This window comes from Amycolatopsis granulosa (assembly GCF_011758745.1).
GTDB classification, from domain to species: domain Bacteria; phylum Actinomycetota; class Actinomycetes; order Mycobacteriales; family Pseudonocardiaceae; genus Amycolatopsis_E; species Amycolatopsis_E granulosa.
The window spans coordinates 3144241-3167066 of the sequence record NZ_JAANOV010000001.1 but is presented as its reverse complement, the minus strand read 5'-3'; the positions used below and the strand labels follow the sequence as shown (position 1 = coordinate 3167066).

Genomic DNA, 22826 nt, shown 5'->3' with positions numbered 1-22826 from the left:
CCGGGGAGGTGGTTCTCCGACGGCTCCGCCCGGATTTTTCAGCCGCGTGGGTCCGGCAGGCGGCGCGCGGTGAGCGCGATGCCCGCCATCATGATCGCCTGCAGCCCGGTGACCAGCACCAGCGCGCCCGCCATCCCGAACGGTCCGGTCAGCGCGGCGAACAGCGTGCCCAGGGTCGCCACGCCGAGCGCGAGCGAGCTCTGCTGCGTCGTGGTGAGCATCCCGCTGCCGGCGCCGGCGCTCTCCGCGGGCACCCGCGACAGCACGACCCGGAACAGGGTGGGCCCGGTCAGGCCCTGGCCGGCCCCGGTGATCAGCATGCCCGGGACGAGGGTGAGGACGGTGACGTGCGGCCAGAACACCAGGACCGCGGCGATCAGCACGAGCAGCCCGACGACCTGGACGGTCGTGCCGACGACGATGACGTAGCGACCCAGGCGCGCCACCAACCGGCTGCTGAGCAGCGACATCACCAGGAACGCGACGGCCATCGGGGTGAGCGCGAGACCCGACGCGAGCGGGCCCAGCCGCAACCCGTCCTGGAGCGTGAGCGCGTAGACGAACAGGAACCCGCCGAAGCCGACGAAGAACGGCACGGCCACGGTCAGCCCGCGCCGCATGCTCGGCATCCGCACCACCGACGGCGGCAGCAGCGGCGTGCCGCCGCGTGCCTCCAACCGCCGTTCGACGCGCACGAACGCGGCCGCGGCGAACGGGAACGCGCCGAGCAGGACCCAGCACCACACCGGCCAGCCCAGCGCGCGGCCTTCCATCAGGGGTACCAGCAGGGCGAGCAGGGTCAGTCCGAGCAGTGCCGTGCCGCGGCCGTCCACGCCGAGCGGGTCGTGCGCGCGCGTCTCCGGCAGCAGGCGCCGGGCCAGCACCAGCCCGGCCAGTCCGATCGGGACGTTGACCAGGAAGATCGGCCGCCAGCCGCTGCCCGCCAGGTCGGCGGAGACCAGGACCCCGCCGAGCAGCTGGCCGACGACCATCGCGATCCCGCCGGTGGCGCCGTAGTAGCCGATCGTGCGCGAGCGCTGCTCGCCGGTCGTGGTGGCCTGGATGATCGAGAGCACCTGCGGCACCATCAGCGCGGCCGCGGCACCCTGCGCGACGCGGGCCGCGACGAGCACGGCCGCCGTCGGCGCGATCCCGCAGATCAGCGAGGTGAGCGTGAACGCGGCCAGGCCGAGGGAGAACACGCGGCGGTGGCCGAGCGCGTCCCCGAGCCGGCCGCCGATGACGAGCAGCAGGGCGAAGGCGATGCCGTACCCGGCGACGATCCACTCCAGGGTGGCGGTCGTCGTGTGCAGATCGGTGTTGATCGTGGGCAGGGCGACGTTCACGATGAACAGGTCGATGGGTGCCAGTGCCGCGCCCAGCAGGACGGTGGCCAGGCCGCCGCGGGTGAGGGCCGGCCGGGTTACGGCCGGGGCGAGGGTTGTCGTCATGGGTACTACGATCAACCGGGCTGGAACCTGGTACCAGAGTGTGGTTATCCAGGTATCAGAAGTACCTGGTAACAGGATCTGGGGTGTGTCAGGCTGGCATCATGACCAGCACTGTGGCCGTCTCCACCGAGGAGATCCGCCGTCGTGAACTCGCGTCGTTCCTGCGCAGCCGCCGCGAGCGGATCTCGCCCGAGCAGGTCGGGCTACCGTCCAGCGGCCGGCGGCGCACGCCCGGCCTGCGCCGTGAGGAAGTCGCCCAGCTCGCCGGGGTGGGCGTCACCTGGTACACGTGGCTGGAGCAGGGCCGCGACATCCACGCCTCCGAGCAGGTGTTGAACGCGATCGCCCGGACCCTGCGCCTCGACCCGTACGAGCGCAGCCACCTCTACACCCTCGCCGGCGTGCCGGAACCGCCGATCCAGAAGGAGTGCGGGGTCGTCACGCCCCAGGTCAGGGCGATCCTGGACCAGCTGGAGCCGTTCCCCGCCGCGGTCCAGAACGCGCGCACCGACATCCTCGCCTACAACGCCACCTACGACTGGCTGATGGACGTGGACAGCATCCCCTTCGAGGAGCGCAACTCGCTGTTGCTGTGCTTCACGAACCCGCGGTGGCGTTCGCGGCTGCGGGACTGGGAGGACGGCATGCCGCGCACGGTGGCGCAGTTCCGCGCCTCGATGGCCGAGCACATCGCCGAACCGAGCTGGAAGGCGCTGGTCAAGCGGCTGCGGCAGGAGTCCCCCGAGTTCGAGGCGGTCTGGAACCAGCACGACGTGCAGCCGATGCGCAACCTGACGAAGGTGTTCGTGCACCCGGAAGCCGGCCTGCTCAGCTTCGACTACACCCACCTGTGGTTCGGCAGGCACTCCGAGGTCCGGCTGACCACCTACACCCCCGCGGACAGCGAGACGGCCGAGAAAATCGCCGCGCGCTGAGGTCCCGGCACCCAGCCTCGCCCGCCGGTACCGCGGTGGTCGTAATCCAAGTGCCGCTTTTCGACGGACGCGCCGCGCCGTCGTCTGCCGTAGCTTCGGGACGTGCGCGAACCCCGCCGGTGGCCGGCTCTCGTGGACGTGGTGCTCACCCTCGTCCCGATGGCGTTCGTGCTGGGGGCGACCACCGGGGCGGGCCGGTTCCAGGGCCACCCGCTGGGTGCCGCCGGTTACCTGTGGCTCGCCGCCGCCGCGTTGCCGCTGGTCGCCGTGCGGCGGGTGCCGTTGCCGGTCTTCGCCGTCACCGCGGCCCTGACCGGCGCGTACTACCTCTCCGGACAGCCGGGCGGCCCGGCGATCGTGCTGCCGACCATCGCGTTGTTCGTGCTGACCCGGATGCGGGGACCGCTCGTCGCGGGGATCGCCGGGTCGGTCGTCGTCGTGGCCGCGCTGGCCGGGCACCTCGCCACCGGGGTCACGCTCGTCGTCTGGCTGGCCGCCGTCCTCGGCATCGGTACCGCCGTGCGCAACCGGGTCGCGGCGACCCGGGCCGCCGCGCAGGAGACCGCCGAACGGCAGTCCCGCCTCGCCGAGCAGGAGCGGCTCCGGATCGCCCGCGAGGTGCACGACGTGGTCGCGCACAGCCTCGCCATGATCAACGTCCAGGCCGGGGTCGCGGTGCACGTCGCCGATCGGCGGCCCGACCAGGCCGTCGCCGCGCTGCGGGCGATCAAGGAGGCCAGTGCCACCGCGCTGGCCGACCTGCGCGCCACCGTCACGGTCCTGCGCTCCGGTCAGGGGCTCGGCCCCGCGCCCAGCCTGGACCAGCTCGACGAGCTGCTCGACCACACCCGCGCCACCGGTCTCGCCGTGCGCGTCCACGGCTCGCCGGGCGACCTGCCCGCACCGGTCGACGGCGCGGCCTACCGCATCCTGCAGGAATCGCTGACCAACGTGATCCGGCACGCCAACCAGCCCAGCACGGTCGACATCCGCTTCGCCCGGCACGACGGCTCCGTCACGCTCGTCGTGCGTGACGACGGCCGAGGCGCCACGACGCCGGTCGACGGCAACGGGATACGCGGCATGCGGGAACGTGCCGCCGCTCTGGGCGGTGAGGTCGAGGCCCGGGTGGTGGACGGCGGCTTCGAGCTCCGCGCGGAACTCCCGCTGGAGAAGCTGGAGGAGCGATGATCCGGGTCGTGCTCGCCGACGACCAGGCGCTGGTGCGCGCCGGGTTCCGGGTGCTGCTGGAGACCGAGGACGGCTTCGCGGTCTGCGGCGAGGCGGCCGACGGTGCGCAAGCGCTTGCGCTGGCCCGCGAGCACCGGCCGGACGTCGTGGTCATGGACATCCGGATGCCCGGGGTGGACGGGCTGACCGCGACCCGTGAGATCACCGCCGACCCCGGCCTCGACGGGGTGAAAGTGCTGGTCCTGACCACCTTCGACGTCGACGAGTACGTCTTCCAGGCGCTGCGCGCCGGCGCGAGCGGGTTCCTGCTCAAGGACACCGAACCGGTCGAGCTGCTCCGTGCGTTACGGGTGATCGCCGCGGGCGAGGCGCTGCTCGCCCCGACCGTCACGCGGCGGCTGATCAGCGAGTTCGTCACCCGGCCGGAGAACCGGCGTGTCGACACCGGCGCCGTCCCGCAGATCACCGACCGCGAACGTGAGGTGCTGGCGCTGGTCGCGGGAGGACTGTCCAACGACGAAATCGCGGCGCAGCTGGTCATCTCCACGGCCACCGCGCGCACGCACGTCAGCCGCATCATGACGAAGCTCGGCGCGCGCGACCGCGCCCAGCTGGTGGTGCTCGCCTACGAGTCCGGTCTGGTCGCCCCGCGCGGCTCGCGGCCGTGACGCAGCACGACCACCAGCCGCACCAGGAACACCACGCCGAGCAGGCCGACGAGGCCGATCTGGAGCCACATCCGCGCCTCCTTCCGGTGCCCGATGCTGTCTCCTTGAGGCGCGCGAGAGTGGGATGAGGTTGCCCGACACACCGATCTCACTCGATGGGGGCGGCCGGCGCACCGGCGAGGATGCGCGTCAGCGACCAGACGCGGTGCGGGTCGAGGTCCACCGGGCGCGGCGCCGGGTCGGGCCGCAACCGGCTCAGCAGGACCTGCTGCACCAGCCCGCTCGGCCGGTCGTGGGCCGCCAGCCGGCGCCAGAAGACGTGGTCCTCCAGGCCGTCCACCAGCGGGTCGTCGGTCCAGCCGCCGAACGACTCGAGCACGGCCCGGCGCACCAGGTACCCGCTGCCCAGGTAGGGCAGCTCGGCCAGCCGCCGGCCCTCCGGCGGCAGCGCGCCTACCAGGCCCTCGACCGGGTCGGCGACCGGGCAGTGCACGACGTCCGCTCCGTCCGTGGCGGCGACGAGGCGTTCCAGCAGCCGCCGCGAGGCACGCATCCCGCCGTCGAGCACCAGCAGCCACGGTGCGGACGAACGCTCCAGCAGCCGGTTGCGCGTGTAGCCGCGGCCCAGCGGCAGCTCGTGCCGCAGCAGGTCGGCGGCGCGCGGGCGGGGGCGCGGCGCCACACCGTCCTCCCCGACGAGGATCCGGCGGGGCAGCACGGTCCCGGTGAGCAGGTCGCGCACCAGCGGCTCCGGGTCGGGCTCACCCGGACGGCGGACCAGCAGCACGTCCACCTCCGCCCGTCCGGCGTCCGGGAACACCGCGGGCACCACCGACGGCGACCAGTCCATCCCCGACGTGCGGCGCGCGTCCGCGGTCTGCTGACCCATCCGCGTGGCCAGCGCCGGGTTCCGCGCGGGAGCGCCGAGCGAGCGGGTGCCGGCGAACCGGACGTCCCACGACGGGGTGTCGACGGCCAGCGGCCGCGGCCCGGCATCCACCACGTCCACCGCCGTCTCGGCCGGTGGTGGGCCCACGGGCACACCGGGCGAGGCGGCGAGCACCCCTTCGGCCAGCTCGACCAGCATCTTCGCGGACGCCAGCGGGTCGAGCGCGGTGCGCACGAACTCATAACCGGCCATGCGCAGGTCGCGTTCCCGCTGCGGGTCCGCGGCCAGTGCGGCGGCCGCCGCACCGAGCGACTCCGGCCGCGTGACGACCAGGTGCGTGCCGGGCACCAGCGGCGCCAGATCGGTCGACGGCTCCGTCAGCACCACGCAGCCGTTGCACAGCGCTTCCAGCACCCGCACCCACTCCAGGGCCCGCGACCGCTCGCGGTGCAGGTTGAGCAGGAACCGCGAGTTCGCCAGGTGCGCGAACTTCGCCTCGCCCGGCAGGAAGTCGGCACGCCGCGGCCCCATCGGTTCGTGTGGCGGGGTGAGCAACCGGACCCGCAGGTCCGCAAGGTCGGCGTCGTAGGACGCGAGCAGCAGCGACCGACGGCGCTCCGCGGTGCCCAGGTAGGTCACGTCGACCTCCCGCGCGCGGTCCGGATCGCCGCCCCAGGCGTCCCACAGCGGTGAGTAGCCGAGCTGGAAGTGCTCGACCGGGATGCCCCGGCGGCGCAACTCGGCGGTCGAGTCGTGGTTGATGTCGACCGCGGCGGCCAGTTCCGGGACCAGCGCCGCGCTGCGCTCGAACGTGGCCGTGCCCGGGTGCTCCACGCAGAACGCGATGGTGCGGCGCCGCTGCTCCTCGGACGGCCGGTCCGCCTCGGGGGTCACCACGAAATACTCGTGCGGCACGACGACGTACACCGTGTCGCCGTCGGCGTCCGGATACCGGCCGATGGCCGTGGTCGCCGGGAACCCGGCGCGCCGCACCGCGTCCGCGACCACCTCCAGCAGCTCCGCCATGAACCCGGACCCGCCTGTCGCGGACACGAAGCACAGCTGAGCGGTCATGACGTCCGCCGCCGCACGGCACGCAGCGGCGCGGTGACCCGCCAGCTCACCGTCGCCCGCGTCGCCTCCAGTTCCCGCGCCAGCTCGGCGGCCCGGTGCTCGGCGGCGAGCGTGCCGTCCGCGACCGGGGGTTCGGGCGGGGTCGCACCGGACAACCGCAGCTCGGCGTCCAGCAGCCGCAGCCGCAGCCGGTCCCGCTCGGTGCGGGTCTCGGTGAGCTCGGCGCGCAGCGCGTCCCGTTCCGCGCGGGCGACCAGCACGTCCCGCGCCAGCGCATCGGCCTGCGCGGCCCGCTCGGTGACGCCGGCCAGTTGTTCGGTCTGCTGCACCAGCCGGTCCCGGTGCCGGCTCAGCTCACGGATCTGCAGCTCGGCCTCGCGCAGCTCGGTGCGCAACCGTTCCCGCTCTTCGCTGAACGCGGCCCGCTCGGCCCGCAGCCGGGTCAGTTCGGCTCGCACCGCGCCCGGCAGCTCGTCGGTCATCCCCGCTCCTTCACCAGCTCGGTGAGCACGTCGGCGTATTCGGCGGCGTAGCCCGCCGGGTCCAGCCAGTCGTGCAGCTTTTCGTAGGCGTTCGCGGCGATCGCGCGCCGCCGGTCCGCCGGGGTGTCCAGGGCACGCAGCAACGCGACGGTCAGCGCGTCCGCGTCGTTGGGCTCGAACAGCCAGCCGCTGTGCCCGTCGGTGATCATCTCGCGGGCGCCGAACACGTCGCTCGCCACGACCGGCAGACCGCAGCACACCGCCTCCAGGATCGACCGCGGCAGGGACTCCACGTCGGAACTGTTGACGAACAGGTCGGCGGCCTCGAACCACGGCGTGGGGTCGCGCTGGATCGGCACCAGGCCGACCCGGTCCGCGAGCCCGGTCCGCTCGGTGAACCCGGCCAGCGCCAGCCCGTACGGCGACGGGTGGTGCCCTACGATGCTCAGCTCGATCTCCGGGTGCGCGCGCCGCACCCGGTCCATCGCGCTGATCAGCAGACCCTGGCCCTTGCGCGGTTCCAGCACGCCGACGTTGAGCAGCAGCGTGGTGTCCTCGGCGATCCCCAGCTTGCGCCGGGCGGCGCGACGGTCGCGTTCGGACACCTGACCGCCGCGGCCGACCATCGGTGTGCCGTACCGGATCGTGCGGCAGCGCGCCGGACTGGAGAACGGCAGGAACATCTCGCGCGTGGCGTCGGCGACGAACAGCAGCCGGTCCGCCGCTCGCAGCGTGTTCAGCCACCGTTCGCGCACCGGCGGCACCAGGCCCGCCGGGCCCCAGTTCTGGTAGGCGAAGTCGGCGAGGTCGAAGCTCTCGTGCAGCACCCACGCGGTCGGCAGCCCGGCGCGGATCGCCGCGTCCGCACCGGGGAACGCGCCGAGCGTGTTCACCAGCGCGACCGCGGCGTCGGTGCCGCGCGCGAACTGGGCCAGCTCGGCGATGTGCCCCTCGTAGGAGGCGACGTCGTGCACCCGGTACGGCGAGGTGAGGTGCACGTCGATGCCGTGGGCCGCGCAGTCGGCCCGCAGTTCGCCGTCCAGCTGGGTGACCACCGTGATCCGCCAGCCGTGCCGGGTCGCGAGCCGGTCCAGCAGTTCCTGCAGCCACAGCTGCCCGCCGCCGACCGCGAGGCTGTGCGTGAACACCAGCAGGTGCCGCGGATCGGTGGTGCCCCGTGGCCGGGCCAGCGCTTTCCGCGTGCGCTCGGCGAGTTCCGCCGCGAGCGCCAGGTCCGCCTCCTCGGCCGGCGGGTTGGACAGCACGACCTCGCGGGCCTCCGACGTCCACTCCCCGGACAGCTCACTCCGCACGCGCACCCGCACCGACAGCGCGCGGTCCGCACCGGGCGGCAGGTCCACCGGCACCCGGGCCTCGAACCCGCTGACCGCGGCGTCCGGGAAGTCCGGCAGGTGGTCGGCCACGTCCGGCCGCGGCAGGCGGGTGCGGGCGCGGACCGGCTCACCGCCGTCGACGAGGACCTCGACCAGCGACGGGGCCCGCGAGTCGAGCAGCACCCAGCCGTGCACGAACACCACGTCGCCCCGCGGGTTGTCGCCGGCCTTCGGGGTGTCGATCTCGTACAGCCGCAGCGGTTCCTCGTCGCCGTACCGGCCGACTTCGACGACGGCGCTGGTCAGCGGATCACCGTTCGCCGCGCGGACCACCACCTCGTGCCGCCCCGTCGGCACCGGCTCCGGTGTGCTGATCAGCAGACCGGTCGTGCCCGGCGGCTCGGCACCGGTGGAGCCCGGGCGCACCTCGGCCACCTGTCGTCCGATGTGGACGGTCACGTGGTCGCCGGTGGTGACCCACCCGCGCAGCTCGAACAGGTGCCCCACCGGTCGTCCCGGCCGCACCAACCCGGCCGCTGTGTTCATCGTTCCGCCTTCACCGTCTCTTCGGCGTCCTTGACCAGGATCAGCACGTCCTGGTGTCCGTCCCAGCCCGCCTCGACGTATCCGGCGAGCCGTAGCCGCGGGGTGAGGACGTGCCCGGTCACCCACTCCGGCGTGCTCAGCGAGATGCCGTACCCGGGCTGGCCGGGGTAGTCGGCGTACCCGAACCCGCAGGTCCGGTAGTCCGCGAGCACGCGGGCGTGGTCCTGCGCGGTCAGGCCGTACCCGGCGCCGCTGCTCATCCGCCAGGCGACGCGACGGCCGTGTGTGGTCACCACCGCGACACCGCCGGGCGCCAGCGCCCGCTCGAAGTAGCCGAGCAGCGCGTCCCACGCCGGGACGTCCAGGTGGGTCAGGACCGAACCCGACCAGATCAGGTCGATGTCACCGACCTGCGGGATCTCCGCGATCCGCACGGACGCGGGCAGCCCGGTGGCGCCGAAGAACCGCACGCAGTGCTCGACGCCGCCGGTGTCGATGTCCGAGGCGATCAGCTCCGCGTCGGGGAACGCGGCCCGGAACGTGCGCAGCACCCGGCCGTAGCCGCAGCCGAAATCCAGTACCCGGCGCGGGGCCGGACGTCCGGCGGCCTGCAACCCGTGCAGGCAGGCCCGCAACGCCTCGCCGGCCACCGCGAAGTAGTGCTCGGTGTTGCCGCGGAACATCGAGTCGCCGGGCGCGATGATCCGGTCGGCCCGTGCCATCGTGCGGGCGACCCGCACGTCCAGTTCGGTCGGTCCGGCCGGTGCCCGTCCGGTGTCTTCGGCGAGACGCCGCCGCCACGCCAGCCGCATCGCGTCCCGGTCGTGGTCCAGCCCAGGTCCGGAGGTGATCCCGCACCGGCGGATCGCCTGGAACTCCGCCTCCCGTTCGGCCGCCGCGTCCACGAAACTCACCGGCCTGCCGAGCAGGACGCCGAGCCACGCGGCCAGGTCCCGCACCGTCGTACCGGGCGCGGCCCCGGACCAGCCTGCGCGGGCGAGCTGGTCGGCGAGCAGCAGCAGGCCGCGGTCGATCACCTCGTCCGCGGTCGTGCCGACGCGCACCCACTCCAGGTCGATGGCCCGCGGCGGGTCCGTCACCAGCACGTTGGCCGGGATCAGGTCCCACGACGGGTCCGCCCGCACCAGGTCCGCCCACGCGGTGAGCAGTTCCGCGGCGCGCCACGGCTGTTCGGTCAGGACCTCGGGCAGGGTCGGCGCGTCCACCACCACGTCCGTCCACGCGCGCACGACGACCGGGCCGGGTTCCTGCGGCAGCAGGGGAGTGCGGCGGATCTCGTCGCCGACCACGTCCGCCCGGGTGCACCAGCGGGCCGCGCGGTCGGTGTTGAAGTAGGTGGCGAGCACGCCGTCCGGCCACAGGTGCGTGGCGGGTTCGCCGGCCGAGGCGAGGAACACCAGACCGTCCACGGTGTCCAGACCGAGGCCGCCCTCGACCAGTTCGGCCCAGCGCTCGTCGCGCCCGGACAGCTCCACCGCCAGCCGCGGATGCCGTTCCAGCAGCTCCCCGGTGATCACCGCCCGGGTGACGCGGTGGTCCGGCAGGCAGCCGAGGACCCGCTGGACGGTCAGCCCGGCAGCGGTCAGCTCCCGTTCCCACCGGCGCCGGGACCGGCCACCCGGCCGGCCCACTCCCAGCCGGTTCGGCACCGCCAGGACCAGCGTGCCGCCCGGCCGCACGCGGTCCGCGTGCTCGGTGCCGGACGCGACGACCAGGTCGTAGCGCTTGTCGGGGACCGCGTCGAGCACCTGCACGCCGGGCAGATCGGCGGTGCGCGCCCGCACCACCCCGGCACGAGCCGGGCCGGGTTCGACCGCGTCGACCCGCGCCACCCGTTCCCCGAGGTACCGGGTCACCGCGCCGTACCCGGCGCCCACCTCGAGCACGTGCGCGTCCGGTGGCAGCCGCAGCGCGCGCAGCACGTTCGCGCGGCCGTGGTCGAGCTGGTCCCGCTCGGCGCTGGTGAGCGCGGCGAAGTGCAGCTCGTCGGACAGCGCGGTGTGGTCGGCGGCGTGGCGGACGATCTCGGCGACGAGGTCGCTCATGCCCCGATCAGCTCACCGGATAGGGCAGCAGCATCGAGCGGACGGTCCGCTGGTAGGCGCCCGAGAGCGCGGCCTCGTCGGCCAGGGAGCCCTGCGTCACGTTGACGCGGATCAGGTCGTTGCCCGACACCCAGGTGCTCCGGTACACGATGGGCGAGGCGACCAGCTTGTGGAACACCACCTGCGGCGGGATGTTCGGCAGCTGGTCGGGGATCAGCACCAGGCCGCTGCGGACGTAGTACTGGCGCAGCTGGCCGGCCAGCGCGCTCGCCGTCGCCGGGCTGTCCAGCGGGATGACCATCACCGAGATCTTCTCGTTGCCCGGGCCGCTGGTGTCCGGCTGGCGCTGCGAACCGCGCCAGGCGACCTCCGGCACCGAGCGGGTGGTCAGCAGCGTGGCCTCGCCGGAGTCCACGATGCCCAGTTCGACCAGCCGGTTCACCGGCAGCACACCGCTCTGGCCGTCCGCGGCGCCCTCGGTGGGCGGGATCTTGTCCAGCAACGCCTGGTTCGGCGAGCTGCTGCGGGTGCTCGACGTCGGCGGCGCCTGCGTGGGCGTCGGGCCGGCCTGACTGTCCCCGCTGGACGTGGTCAGGAAGATCGTCAGGCCGGCGGCGACCAGCACCACGACGGCCGCGACCGAGATCCAGGCGATCTTGCCCTTGCCCGGTTTGGCGTCGAACGACTCCGGGCCCTGCGCCACCGTATTGATCGGCGGGAAGTCCGAGCCGCCCCACGGCGGGCTCACGTCGGATTGCGGTGCGTGCCACGCCGGCTGCACGGGCTGCGGGCCGGACTGCGGAAAACCGCCAGGCGGCGCGGCCGGGAAACCCGCGGGCGGGGACGGGCTCGCCACGTACTGGGTGCGTTCCGGATCGACCGGGGGGCCGGCCTGCCAGTTCGGCGAGACGGCCTGCGTGGGCTCGGCGGAGGGGTCCTGCGGCGCCGGCTGCGGCACGCCCTGCGGCGGGCTGACCGGCGCGATCACCTGCGTCGAGTCTGCGGAGTTGTCCGGCTCCGGCTGCTGGGTGGTGCTCTCGCCGTAGGAAACCGCGGACGAGAGCACCTGGTCGCGCCGGACGCGGTAGTCGTCGGCGGAGAGCCGTCCCGAGGCAAGCTCTTCGTCCAGCTTGCGCAACTCCTCCTGCCAGGACACCCGGTAGCCCCCTAATCTGCTCTCGACGAGGCGGAACGCGTCCGCCGGACAGCGCTACGGACGACGCACATTGTGCACGCCTACCCCGCTCATCGCCGGTGCGGGTCATTTCGTGACCTTGTTCTGCGAGGGTGATCAACCGAGGAGGGGGAGAAATGGCGGCACGCTGGCGCGCCGTGGCCGCGGTCGCCGGCGGCACGGCGTTGATCGGGTTGCACGGGTGGACCTACGGCAACTGGATCAACGACGACGCGGCGATCACCTTTGCCTACGCCCGTGACCTGGCCGAAGGCGCCGGTCCGGTGCTCCAGCCCGGGGCGGCGCCGGTGGAGGGTTTCTCGAATCCGGCGTGGCTCGCGCTGCTGGTGCTGGGCAAGGTGCTGCACCTGTTCGATACCGGCGCGATCTTAGGTGTGCCGGACTACGTTCTGTTTCCGAAGGCACTCGGATTGGCCTGCTGCGCGGGAATTCTCGCCGCGTGTCACTTCGCGGTGAAACGCGTCACGCGATGGCCGTCACTGGTGACGGTGTTCGCGGGCGGCTTGCTCGCCGCGATCCCGTCCTTCGTGATCTGGTCGCTGTCCGGTTTGGAGAACCCGCTGTACGCGCTGGCGGTGGCGTGGCTCGCGGCGTTGTTGTTCCGCGCGCTCGCCGGCGGACGGGTGCACGACGCGCGGATCGCGGCGGGCGCCGGGCTGCTCGCCGCGGTGGCGGCGCTGACCCGGCCGGACGGGGTGATCTTCGTGGTCGCGTACCCGTTGGTCGTGCTGGTGTTCGCGCGGCGGGTGCGGGCGGTGGTTCCGGCCTCGGCCGGGGTCCTGGCGTTCGCGGTGCCGTACGGGGCCTATCTGCTGTGGCGGCACGCGGAGTTCGGCCGGTGGGTGCCGAACACGGCGGTGGCGAAGAACCAGCAGCCGCCGGCGCTGGCGGACGTGACGCGGGTGGCGGAGCCGGTGGAGTACCTGGGGTGGCCGGTCGTGGTGGCCGGGGTACTGGTGACCGGGCTGGCGTTGTGGCTGGTCCCCGCCCTGCGCCGGCCGTTGGCCGGATGGCTGGTGCCCCTGGTGCTGGCGCTGGTGGCGTACTGCGTGCTGAACCCGGAGCCGGGCGGCGAATTCCGGTTCGCCACTCCACTGTGGACGATGGCGGCGCTGGTCGCGGCGGTCACGGTGGTCGAAGGACTGCGGGCGCTGCCGGTGCGCCGGCGGGCGCTGCTGGCGGTGGTGCTGGCGGGCGCGGCGGTGCCCAGTGCGCCGGCGCTGGCCGACTCCGGTCGCGGGTTCGCGAGCGGCCCGGTCGTGCCGTTGTGCCAGATCGCGGAGCGGTACGGGCGGGTGTTCAACGGCTACGCGGACACGATCGGCCTGCGGGAGGGGTCGGTGCTGCTGCCGGACATCGGCGGGACCACGCTGACGAGCCGGTTGCGGGTGGTCGACTCGGTCGGTCTGGCCGACGCGCACATCGCCGATCTGGTGTCGGCGGGCGATTTCGCCGGGTTCCGGGACTACGTGTTCGACGAGGTCAGGCCGACGTTCATCCACTCGCACGTGCCGTGGAGCGACCTGACCGGGCTGACGCACGACGCCCGCCTGTCCGGCGAGTACGCCGCGGTGGTGCTGGACCGGACCGGTCAGAACGGTGACTGGGTGCGGCTGGACGCACTCGACGGCGACGATCTGGTCCGCCTGCGGGCGTACGCGCGGGTGACCGTCCCGCGCGTCGAGGCCGAGCGGGCGGGTTCGGTGACCGGGCGGTGCGGCGCGGTGCTGCGGCCCGGGCAGCTGCCTAGTTCGGCGGCAGGGCGTTGACCAGGGAGGACTTCGTCTGGGCGAGGCGCTCGGACAGGGCGGCCGGGTCGCCGTCGAGGCCCTGGGAAACCCAGATCGCGACGGCGTAGGTGCCCGAGGTGTACCAGGTGCCGCTCATCTGACCGGCCGAGTTGCGGCCGGTGACGGCCTTGGCGTCGGTGGAGCCGGAGGGGACGTTCTGCAGCCCGGCGGTGAGGGCGTGGTCGTAGAGGCCGCGGGTGATCGAGGCGGCGCCGGTGGCGGAGCCGGCGGGCATGACCAGCACGAGGTAGCCCTGCGGGCCCTGGGACGAGCCGCGGAAGATCAGCTGGGTGACGCCGTTGTCCTTCATCAGCCGTCCCTCCTCGCGGGAGAACAGCTTGAGGTCGATGCCCTGGTCGACGGTGAGGGTTCCGTTGTTCGGGCTCGGCGTGCCCGGAAGGGCCGGCAGCCGCGCTTCGACGGATTGCGGTGCGACGACGGACGTGGGTGGCTGGGCCGTGGTGGTGGCGCCGTTACTGCCGCCGCCCAGGAACCAGATGCCGCCCACGACCAGCGCGGTGACGAGGATCACGCCGAGGGTGACGAACAGCCAGGCCGACCTGCGTTTGCGTGGCGCCTGGAGCCGCGGCACCGGGTCGAACGGCGGGTAGTGCTGGGGGTACGGCCCGGGGTGCAGCGGTGGCGGAGCCATGGTGGGCAAGGGCCGCGACGGCGGCGGCACCGGGTTCGTGATGACGGTCGGCGCGTCCTCGATGGAGGGGAAGTGCACGGAGTCGGTGGGACGCTCGTCGGCCGGGCTGGGCGCGCTCGTGGGCTTGCTGGTGGCGAGCAGGTGCGCCGAAATGCTCTGCGTGGGCCCTTCCTCGTTCGCGAGGGCGCTTTGGGTAGGTCCCTCCTCGATCTCGAGGGCGCTCAGCTGAGCCTGATCGGGCGCGCTCGCATCGTTCCGCGGCGGTCCGGTCGGCGGGACGTGCCCCGCGTCCGGTTGCCCCTGCCCGGCCTGCGGGCCGGCGGGCTGGGACTGTGGGGGTTGCGCCGGCCACTGACCCGGCTGCTGGGCGAAACCCGGGTTGGCCGGATTCGCGCTCTGCCACCGCGGCTGAACCGGCGCCGAAGCCCCGATGCCGGAGGCCGCGGCCAGCAGCTCGTCCCGCATCTTGCGGTGCTCGTGCTGGGTGATGGTGCCGTTGGCGAGATCGGCGTCCAGACGGCGCAGCTCATCCTGCCAACTCATCCCAGGGCTCCTCGGTCAGCTTCCACGCGGTGGACGTCACCCAGAAGATAGCGCGATCAAGCCCCCGGTGGTTGCGGCAGTGCCCGATCACGCCTCACGACACCGGGGGCAACAGGGGCTCCAGCTTCTCCGCGAAGGACCGCGCGTTCGGGCACCCTTGCGCATCCTCGCTCCCTCGCGCCATGGTCACGAGCACCAACGCGAGCGCACGATCCGCGACCTCCACCGCGACCGCGCAACCACCGGTGGAGATGTCAGCCTCCATGGCCTTCCGCGCATGAACCGAGATCTCCCGCACGCCCGTGTTGGTTGCGGCGAACTCCCGCAGCCCTTGCGTGGCGTCGAGGGCGATGCTGTACGTGGCGAAATCGAGTTTGGACGCGGTGCATTGGTTGCGCCGGCTCTTGTTCTCCCCGGGATTGAACCCTTGCCCGGCGTTGAGCTGATCCAGCAGACGGCAAGCATCGAGGCCCGCGAAAACGTCAGAGCTGCCAGGCCTTGAGATGGGCGGAACAACGGGCGCCGGCGACGGGCTCCCAGATACGGTGCTGGTGCAGGCAGTTACGACAGTCCCCAGCACGCACGCGATGCCCGCGACAGTTCGAATGAACCGAAACCGGGTCACCAGGACCCCTGGTGAGCCTGATCCTGCCCGGTTCGCTTCGCGTCGCTGTTCACCGTTGTCAGCTGTACGTTCCCGGCGGAGACCGCAGTTGTCCATCACGACCCCGTAGGCAGATGGGGCTCCAGCTTCTCCGCGAAGGCCCTGGCGTTCGGACATGCCTGAGCATTGTCGCTGTACCGCACCATCGTCACCACCACCACGGCACGGGCGTGTGGTCCGGCCTCAACCGCTACTGCGCACGCGCTCGCGGTTACATCTGCCTGCATGGCGCGGCGGCCGTTGACCGGGATGGTCGTCGCGCCAGGGTTCGCGGTGTCGAATTCGTTGAGTCCTTGTACCGGGTCGAGCGCCAAGGCGTATGACGCGAAGTCCGGTTTTACTGCCACGCACTGGTTGCGCGGACTCTTGTTTTCTCCGGGGTTGAACCCCTGCCCGGCAGTGAGATCGTCCAGCAGCCGGCAGGCGTTCAGTTCGGCGAAGACGTCCTTGCTGGCCGGTGAGCTCGTCGGTGCCGCTGGTGACGGCGTCCCGGCAATCGTGCTGGTGCATCCGGCCAGGAGCAACGCCAGGCAGGCGGCGCCCACGAAAGCCCGTCTCGCACGATTGGTGATGCTCACGGGGCTTCCTGATCCTTGAACTCGCTGACTGCCCTGGTCGCTGCTTCGTCCGAGGCATCGTACTTGCTGATCGCGGTGTCGATGGCCTGACGGAGGGTTTCGAGCAATTCCTGTGCCGCCTCGAAAACCCTGACCAATGACTGGTCGTCGGAGTACATCGCGGCCAGGAAGTGTTCGGCAGCTCGTTTGGCGTACTCGTCCTCCCCGAATTTCGGCGCCTGTAAGTGGCTCCTCCCTGGGGGAGCACGATATCGCTGCGGCCACCGGCTGTCACCGGCTCGACGCGATCCGCAGTTACGCGGCTTCCTCCAGGTATGCCGCGGCTTGCAGGGTGAACAGGGACGCGTAGTCGCCGCCCTGGGACATGAGCTCTTCGTGTGTCCCTTCCTCCGCGAGGCGGCCCCGGTCGAGCAGCAGGATCTTCTCGGCCTGCCGCACGGTGGAGAACCGGTGCGAGATGTACAGCGTGGTCCGGCCCGCGGACAGTGCGCGCAACCGGGTGAACAGGTCGTGCTCGGCCGCGGCGTCCAGCGCCGATGTCGGCTCGTCCAGCACCAGGATCGGTGCGTCCCGCATGAAGGCCCGCGCCAGCGCGATCTTCTGCCACTCGCCGCCGGACAGGGACACGCCCTGGTCGAACCACCGGCCCAACGGGCTGTCGTAGCCGCGTGGCAACCGGGCGATCCGGGCGGCGACCCCGGCGCGGGTGGCCGAGTCCTCGATCCGCGGCCGGTCGTCGAGTGCGCTCAGCTCGCCGAGCCCGATGTTCTCCGCCGCCGTTCCCTGGTAGGTCACGTAGTCCTGGAACATCGCCGAGATTCGCGCTCTCAGGGCATCCGGGTCGAACGACCGGATGTCGGTCCCGTCGAGCAGGATCCGCCCCTCGGTCGGGTCGTAGAGCCGGCACAGCAGTTTGATCAGTGTCGACTTGCCGGCCCCGTTCCGCCCGACCACCGCCACCGTCTCACCGGGCCGGATCTCGAACGAGACCCCGTCCAGCGCGTTCTCCACCGACCCCGGATAGCGGAACGACACGTTCTGGAACTCGATGTGCCCGCGCACCGGCTCGGGCAGCGGCGCCGTCACGGCCGGCGCGACGATCCGCGGCTCGGTGGCCAGGAAGTCGTACAGCGTGTCCAGGTACAGATTGTTCTCGTACATCCCGGAGAACCCGGTGAACAACCCCTGCACCGACGTTTGCACCGCCGCCGCGGCCGCCGTGTACAACGCCAGGTCGCCGATCGTCAACCGCCCGGCCACCGCTTCGAGCGCGATGTAGAGCGCGATGCCGGAACCGGCCAGGGTGGACAGCAGGCTCCACGCCGTGCCCACGAAGTTGCGCCGGGTCGTCAGCTTCCGCTCGCGCGCGTACGCGTTCTGGCCGAGCCGCAGGAACCGGTCCACCAGGTACGGCCCGAGCCCGAACAGCTTGGTTTCCTTGGCGTAGGTGTCCGTCGTGACCAGCGAGTTCAGGTAGTCCATCCGCCGCCGGATCGGTGACATCCACAGGGTCAGCAGGAACGCCCGCGACCCGTACTTCGATTGCGAGATGAACGCCGGTACCGGTGCGAGCAGCGCCACGGCGGCCAGCAGCGGGCTGACCGACATCAGCAGCACGACCATGCTGGCGAACGTGATCGACGTCCGGACCAGTCCGAGCGCCGAGGTCAGCATCGACATCGGCCGCTGCGGCGCCTCCTGCGACGCCTGCCGCAGCTGGTCGTAGGACTCCGAGCCTTCGAAGAACTGGAGGTCCAGCCTGCTCGCGTGTGCCATCACCCGGTGCCGGATCGTCAGCGTCATCCGCTCCTGCAGCAGCTGTTGCGCCGCGTTCGTCAGCGCGGTGCTGATCGCGGTCGCGGTGAACACGCCGAACTCCAGCGCGGCCAGCTGGACGATCCGATCGGTGCCGCCGCGGCCCTGCACCGCCGCGACCACCGCGTCCAGCAGCAGTTTCGCCACGTACGCCGTGCCGGTGGGCATCAGGCCGCTGACCAAAGCGGACAGTGCGATGAGGACGGTGACCGCCGGGCTCGCCCGCCAGGCCAGTTTGATCACGCGTGGTAGTCCGCGCACCGTGCCGCCGGCCGAGGCGCGGAACCTCTGCCACCGGGACCGCAGGTCCTTGGGCTGGTCCGGCGCCACCGCGTCCGGGATGTCCACCGGACCGGTCAGCCCGCTCTGCGGGACCGAGGTGCCGGCCCGCCGCAGCATCCGCCGCACCCCGATCGGTGCGCCACCGCCGTGCATCACGCGGCCACCGCCCCGTGCAGGAACACGTCGACCAGCTCGGCCGCGGTCGGTGTGGCCTGGTCGTCCCGGCGGCGCAGGAACACCATCGACAGGAAGATCGCCGCGAGCTTGTCGGCCGGCAGCCGCAGCCCGTCCTCGGGCGTGAACAGCTCGGCGATCGCGTGGCGCAGCGCGGTGACGGATTCGGCCCGCGCGCCCTTCCGCGGTTCGCCGCGCTTGAGCCGGCCGGTCGAGTGCAGCGCCGCCATGAGCGCGCCCATCCGGTCCAGGTGCGCGGACATGGTCTCGGTGGCTTCGGCGAGCCGGTCGGCCAGCGGCTGGTCGAGCGGGATCTCGGCGATCGCCTCCACCGTGCTGTCCGGCTTGACCGCCTCGGCGACGCAGGCGTCGATCAGTTCGTCCTTGTCCTTGAACGCGCGGAAGATCGTGCCCTCGCCGATGCCGGCGGCACGGGCGATCTGCGCGGTGGTGACGGCGGCGCCGTGCTCGACGACCAGTGGCAGCACGGCCCGCACGATCATGCGCCGTCGGTCCTCGGGGTTCATGCCAGGTGCCCGTCGGCGGGCGGGAGCGGTCATGGCAACCAGTATGTGGAGTGAGTGCTCACTCCGTCAAGCGAGCGGGAAAACGGGCCGCGCCGGAACGACGCGGCCCGTCCGAACCGCTCAGTACGTGAACGCCATCGCCGGATCGGCCAGCAGCGCGCCGACGTCGGCGAGGAACTGCGAGCCCTGCTGCCCGTCGACCAGCCGGTGGTCGAAGCTCAGCGACAGCTGCAGCACCTTCCGGACCGCGAGCTGCCCGTCCACCACCCACGGCGCGTCCTTGATCGCCCCGAAGGCCAGGATCGCGGACTCACCCGGGTTGATGATCGGCGTGCCGGTGTCGACGCCGAACACGCCGACGTTGGTGATGGTGATCGTCCCGTCCACCATGTCCGCCGGCGGAGTTTTGCCCTCACGCGCCGTGGTGGTCAGTTCGTCCAGCGCCCGCGCCAGCTCCGGCAGCGACATCGCGTCCGCGTCCCGGATCTTCGGGACGACGAGCCCGCGGGGCGTCGCCGCGGCGATGCCCAGGTGCACGTAGTCCTTGTAGACGATCTCGCCGGCCGCCTCGTCCCAGGACGCGTTGACGTCCGGTGTCCGCTTGACCGCCATGCACACGGCCTTGGCCGCGAACGCCAGCGGGGTCAGCTTCACGCCCGCGAAGTCCGGGTGCTTCTTCAGCCGCTCGCGCAGCTCCATCATCGGCGTGACGTCGATGGTCAGGAACTCGGTCACGTGCGGAGCGGTGAAGGCGCTGGACACCATCGCCGCCGCGGTCGCCTTGCGGACACCGCGGACCGGCACGCGCCGCTCCCGGGCACCGGCCGCCGGGGCGGGTGCGGCCGGGCGGGCCGCCCGCTCGACGTCCTCCCGGGTGATCACGCCGCCTTCGGCGGACCCGGTGAGTGTCGACAAGTCGACGCCGAGGTCCTTGGCGAGCTTGCGCACCGGCGGTTTCGCCAGTGGCACATAACCGCCCCGGTCCGGTGCGGGCGCGGGAGCAGCCGGTGCCGGTGCCGGTGCTGCCGGAGCCGGAGCCGCCGCGGCAGCCACCCTGCGTGGGCGCCGCCGTGCCTCGGTCGCCTTCGAACCGTAGCCGACCAGCGGCTTCATCTCTTCCTCGGCCGGTGCCGCGGCCGCGGACCCGTTCACCGCTGCCGGGGGCGCGCCCCCGCCGGCCGGGTTCACGTCGATGGTCAGCAGCGGCGCCCCGACCTCCACCGTGTCCCCGGCCGCGGCCAGGAGCTCGGTGACCACACCGGCCCACGGGATCGGCAGCTCGACGGCGGCCTTCGCGGTCTCCACCTCGACGACGATCTGGTTGACCGTGACCTCGTCACCCGGCTGGACGCGCCAGTTCAGGATCTCGGCCTCGGTCAGGCCCTCGGCGGTGTCGGCGAGCAGGAACTGCTTGTACTCGGGCACCCCGCCTCACCAGCCCATCGCGCGGTCGACGGTGTGCAGGACGCGGTCCAGGTCGGGGAGGTAGTGCTCCTCCAGTTTGGACGGCGGGTACGGGGTGTCGAACCCGGTCGCCCGCAGCACCGGCGCCTCCAGCGAGTAGAAGCACTCCTGCTGCACGCGCGCGGCGATCTCGGAGGTGATCGACGACTCCGACGGCGCCTCGCTGACCGCGACCAGCCGGCCGGTGCGGCGCACCGACTCGAACACCGGCGCGAGGTCGAGCGGCGAGAGCGTCCGCAGGTCGATGACCTCCAGCGACCGGCCCTCTTCGGCCGCGGCGGCAGCAGCATCGATGCACACCTTGACCGACGGCCCGTACGCGACGAGCGTGCAGTCGGTGCCCTCGCGCACCACGCGCGAGGCGAACAGCGGTCCCGGCGGCGTCGTCGTGTCCACTTCGGACTTGAGCTGGCCGTTGTGGTAGAGCCGCTTGGGCTCGAAGAACAGCACCGGATCGTCGCAGGCGACGGCCTGCTGGATCATCCAGTAGGCGTCCGTGGGGTTCGAGCAGGACACCACCTTCAGTCCGGCGATGTGCGCGAACAGCGACTCCGGTGATTCGGAGTGGTGCTCCACGGCGCCGATCCCGCCGCCGTAGGGCACCCGCACGACCACCGGCACCTTGACCCGGCCCTGCGTGCGGTAGTGCAGCTTCGCCAGCTGCGAGGAGATCTGGTCGAACCCGGGGAAGATGAACCCCTCGAACTGGATCTCGCACACCGGGCGGAACCCGCGCACGGCCAGGCCGACCGCGGTGCCGATGATGCCCGACTCGGCCAGCGGCGTGTCCAGCACGCGCTGCTCGCCGAAGTCCTTCTGCAACCCGTCGGTGATCCGGAAGACGCCGCCGAGCTTGCCGACGTCCTCGCCGAGGATCAGGACCTTGTCGTCGGCCTCCATCGCCGCGCGCAGGCCCATGTTCAGGGCCTTGCCGATCGTCAGCTTCTGCACGGCGGGTACCGCACCGTCCACAGGGGACTTCACCGGGGCGGCCATCAGCGCTCACCCGCTTCCACGAAACCGGCCAGGTAGGACAGGAACTCGTCGCGCTGGGAGTCCAGCACCGGCGACGGCTCGGCGTAGACGCCGGTGAACACGCGTTCCGGCGGCGGTTCCGGCATGTTGAAGCAGAACTCGCGCAGGTCCGCGGCGAAGGCGTCGGCCTCGGACTCGATCTGGTCGAACCACGCCTGGTCGGCGTACCCGTTGCGGGCCAGGTGCACCCGCACGCGCTCGATCGGGTCCTTGTGCTTCCAGACCTCCAGCTCCTCGGAGAGCCGGTAGCGGGTCGGGTCGTCGGTGGTGGTGTGGGCGTCCATCCGGTAGGTGAACGCCTCGATCAGCACCGGTCCGTTGCCGTGGCGGCACTCCTCGAGCGCCCAGCGGGTCACCGCGAGGCAGGCCAGCACGTCGTTGCCGTCCACGCGGATGCCGGGAAAGCCGTAGCCGCGGGCGCGCTGGTAGAGCGGGAGCCGGGACTGCCGCTCGGTGGGCTCGGAGATCGCCCACTGGTTGTTCTGGCAGAAGAACACCAGCGGCGCGTCGTACACCGCGGCCCACACGAAGCCCTCGTGCACGTCGCCCTGGGAGGTGGCGCCGTCACCGAAGTAGACGATGGTGGCCTCGCCGTCGTCGTCGCCAACCTTGCCTTCGAACTTCTGGCCCATCGCGTACCCGGCCGCGTTGAGCACCTGGTTGCCGATCACGATGGTGTACGGGTGGAAACCGTGGGCCTTGAAGTCCCAGCCGCCGTGGTCGGTGCAGCGGAAGATGCCCAGCAGTTCCTTGAAGTCGACGCCGCGGGTGTAGGCCACGCCGTGTTCCCGGTAGCTCGGGAACGCCATGTCCTGCGGCCGCAGCGCGCGGCCGGAACCGACCTGTGCGGCCTCCTGGCCGAGCAGCGGGACCCAGATGCCGAGCTGGCCCTGGCGCTGCATGGCGTTGGCTTCCCGGTCGGCCCGGCGGACCAGCACCATGTCGCGGTAGAGCCCGCGCAGCGCGTCCGGGTCGATGTCGGAGATGTAGCGGTCGAACTGGGGCGATGCGATTCGCTCGCCTTCGGGGGTGAGCAGCTGAGTCACCTCAGCGCCACCCGCGTCCGTGTTTCGCAAACCGGCGATCACCTGCTCCCGCGATGGCTGGGCGGCCTGTGCGGCCGGTCCTTCGCCGGGCTCCGGGTGCGTCCACTGTTCGGGGGACGGCATGCGCGTTCTCCTCGGTGTCCTGCCACGGGGCCGCTTGTGGCGGCCGCTCACGGCTTTGACCGGCAGCCACCGACGTTTCGGGTCCGAAGCGCTCGGCAGCCGTCGGCCGTGACGGCTTACGAGGAACATCCTGACACGAACAGGGGGTCCCGGTGCAGGTCCAGGCCCGATTTGTTGCCGCGGAAGGCGTGCCTGAGCTGCGTAAACGTTAGGAAGCCCGATACTGGCCGCACCGACATTCGGGCTGTCGCGCACGCCCTCACCAGCCGCGGCGCGCGGGGTGGCGACCGCACCGCGACGAG

General features: G+C 72.1%; 19 protein-coding genes. 4 read left to right on the top strand and 15 right to left on the bottom strand.

Annotated features, from left to right (window positions below; translation table 11 throughout):
- Window positions 1–38 precede the first annotated feature (38 nt).
- Window positions 39–1451, bottom strand: a complete 1413-nt coding sequence (locus FHX45_RS15405; protein WP_167101765.1) for an MFS transporter — start codon at window positions 1449–1451, stop codon at window positions 39–41.
- A gap of 101 nt (window positions 1452–1552) precedes the next feature.
- Here FHX45_RS15405 and FHX45_RS15400 point away from each other — a divergent pair, with 101 nt between their 5' ends.
- The 3 genes from FHX45_RS15400 to FHX45_RS15390 all read left to right on the top strand — a co-directional run bounded on the left by FHX45_RS15400 (window position 1553) and on the right by FHX45_RS15390 (window position 4245).
- Window positions 1553–2386 carry a helix-turn-helix transcriptional regulator gene (locus tag FHX45_RS15400; protein WP_167101762.1) on the top strand — a complete coding sequence of 278 codons (834 nt, stop codon included), beginning with the start codon at window positions 1553–1555 and terminating at the stop codon, window positions 2384–2386.
- 132 nt (window positions 2387–2518) lie between these two features.
- On the top strand, window positions 2519–3577 hold the full coding sequence (locus FHX45_RS15395) for a histidine kinase (RefSeq protein WP_167109020.1): 1059 nt from the start codon (window positions 2519–2521) through the stop codon (window positions 3575–3577).
- Window positions 3574–4245, top strand: a complete 672-nt coding sequence (locus FHX45_RS15390; RefSeq protein ID WP_167101759.1) for a response regulator — start codon at window positions 3574–3576, stop codon at window positions 4243–4245. The genes FHX45_RS15395 and FHX45_RS15390 overlap by 4 nt, the downstream gene beginning before the upstream one ends.
- Before the next feature lie 148 nt (window positions 4246–4393).
- Here the strand turns inward: FHX45_RS15390 and FHX45_RS15385 are convergent, their stop codons facing one another.
- Genes FHX45_RS15385 through FHX45_RS15365 form a run of 5 tightly spaced genes read right to left on the bottom strand, consistent with a single transcriptional unit; the run spans window position 4394 to window position 11792 of the window.
- Complete coding sequence (locus FHX45_RS15385) at window positions 4394–6187, bottom strand: glycosyltransferase family protein (RefSeq protein WP_341771477.1); 1794 nt, start codon at window positions 6185–6187, stop codon at window positions 4394–4396.
- Window positions 6188–6204: 17 nt separating this feature from the next.
- Window positions 6205–6690 carry a hypothetical protein gene (locus FHX45_RS15380; RefSeq protein ID WP_167101752.1) on the bottom strand — a complete coding sequence of 162 codons (486 nt, stop codon included), beginning with the start codon at window positions 6688–6690 and terminating at the stop codon, window positions 6205–6207.
- Window positions 6687–8570, bottom strand: coding sequence for a glycosyltransferase family 4 protein (locus FHX45_RS15375; protein WP_167101749.1), 1884 nt, complete (start codon window positions 8568–8570; stop codon window positions 6687–6689). The genes FHX45_RS15380 and FHX45_RS15375 overlap by 4 nt, the downstream gene beginning before the upstream one ends.
- Window positions 8567–10636, bottom strand: a complete 2070-nt coding sequence (locus tag FHX45_RS15370; RefSeq protein WP_167101746.1) for a class I SAM-dependent methyltransferase — start codon at window positions 10634–10636, stop codon at window positions 8567–8569. The genes FHX45_RS15375 and FHX45_RS15370 overlap by 4 nt, the downstream gene beginning before the upstream one ends.
- A 7-nt stretch (window positions 10637–10643) precedes the next feature.
- Window positions 10644–11792: a hypothetical protein gene (locus FHX45_RS15365; RefSeq protein ID WP_341771476.1), complete on the bottom strand. Its 1149-nt coding sequence runs from the start codon at window positions 11790–11792 to the stop codon at window positions 10644–10646.
- 155 nt (window positions 11793–11947) lie between these two features.
- Here FHX45_RS15365 and FHX45_RS15360 point away from each other — a divergent pair, with 155 nt between their 5' ends.
- The gene (locus tag FHX45_RS15360; RefSeq protein ID WP_167101743.1) at window positions 11948–13600 is read left to right on the top strand and encodes a hypothetical protein; all 1653 of its coding nucleotides are present in this window, start codon (window positions 11948–11950) and stop codon (window positions 13598–13600) included.
- On the opposite strand, the gene FHX45_RS15355 is transcribed toward FHX45_RS15360, so the two are convergent.
- The 9 genes from FHX45_RS15355 to pdhA all read right to left on the bottom strand — a co-directional run bounded on the left by FHX45_RS15355 (window position 13578) and on the right by pdhA (window position 22524).
- Window positions 13578–14816, bottom strand: a complete 1239-nt coding sequence (locus tag FHX45_RS15355; protein ID WP_167101740.1) for a hypothetical protein — start codon at window positions 14814–14816, stop codon at window positions 13578–13580. The genes FHX45_RS15360 and FHX45_RS15355 overlap by 23 nt on opposite strands.
- Window positions 14817–14910: 94 nt before the next feature.
- On the bottom strand, window positions 14911–15441 hold the full coding sequence (locus tag FHX45_RS15350; RefSeq protein WP_341771475.1) for a DUF3558 family protein: 531 nt from the start codon (window positions 15439–15441) through the stop codon (window positions 14911–14913).
- Between the two features lie 95 nt (window positions 15442–15536).
- Window positions 15537–16058 (bottom strand): DUF3558 family protein, encoded by a 522-nt coding sequence (locus tag FHX45_RS15345; protein ID WP_341771474.1) that lies wholly within the window; start codon window positions 16056–16058, stop codon window positions 15537–15539.
- A complete protein-coding gene (locus FHX45_RS15340; protein ID WP_208405940.1) occupies window positions 16055–16216 on the bottom strand; it encodes a hypothetical protein in 162 nt (53 codons plus the stop codon). The genes FHX45_RS15345 and FHX45_RS15340 overlap by 4 nt, the downstream gene beginning before the upstream one ends.
- A gap of 136 nt (window positions 16217–16352) precedes the next feature.
- Window positions 16353–18308 carry an ABC transporter ATP-binding protein gene (locus tag FHX45_RS15335; RefSeq protein ID WP_208407101.1) on the bottom strand — a complete coding sequence of 652 codons (1956 nt, stop codon included), beginning with the start codon at window positions 18306–18308 and terminating at the stop codon, window positions 16353–16355.
- Window positions 18308–18856, bottom strand: a complete 549-nt coding sequence (locus tag FHX45_RS15330) for a TetR/AcrR family transcriptional regulator (protein WP_167109010.1) — start codon at window positions 18854–18856, stop codon at window positions 18308–18310. The genes FHX45_RS15335 and FHX45_RS15330 overlap by 1 nt, the downstream gene beginning before the upstream one ends.
- Window positions 18857–18976: 120 nt before the next feature.
- On the bottom strand, window positions 18977–20281 hold the full coding sequence (locus FHX45_RS15325) for a 2-oxo acid dehydrogenase subunit E2 (protein WP_167101737.1): 1305 nt from the start codon (window positions 20279–20281) through the stop codon (window positions 18977–18979).
- A 6-nt stretch (window positions 20282–20287) separates the two neighbouring features.
- Window positions 20288–21316 carry an alpha-ketoacid dehydrogenase subunit beta gene (locus FHX45_RS15320; protein ID WP_167101733.1) on the bottom strand — a complete coding sequence of 343 codons (1029 nt, stop codon included), beginning with the start codon at window positions 21314–21316 and terminating at the stop codon, window positions 20288–20290.
- On the bottom strand, window positions 21316–22524 hold the full coding sequence (gene pdhA / locus FHX45_RS15315) for a pyruvate dehydrogenase (acetyl-transferring) E1 component subunit alpha (RefSeq protein ID WP_167101730.1): 1209 nt from the start codon (window positions 22522–22524) through the stop codon (window positions 21316–21318). Before pdhA ends, FHX45_RS15320 begins: the two co-directional genes overlap by 1 nt.
- Window positions 22525–22826 lie beyond the last annotated feature (302 nt).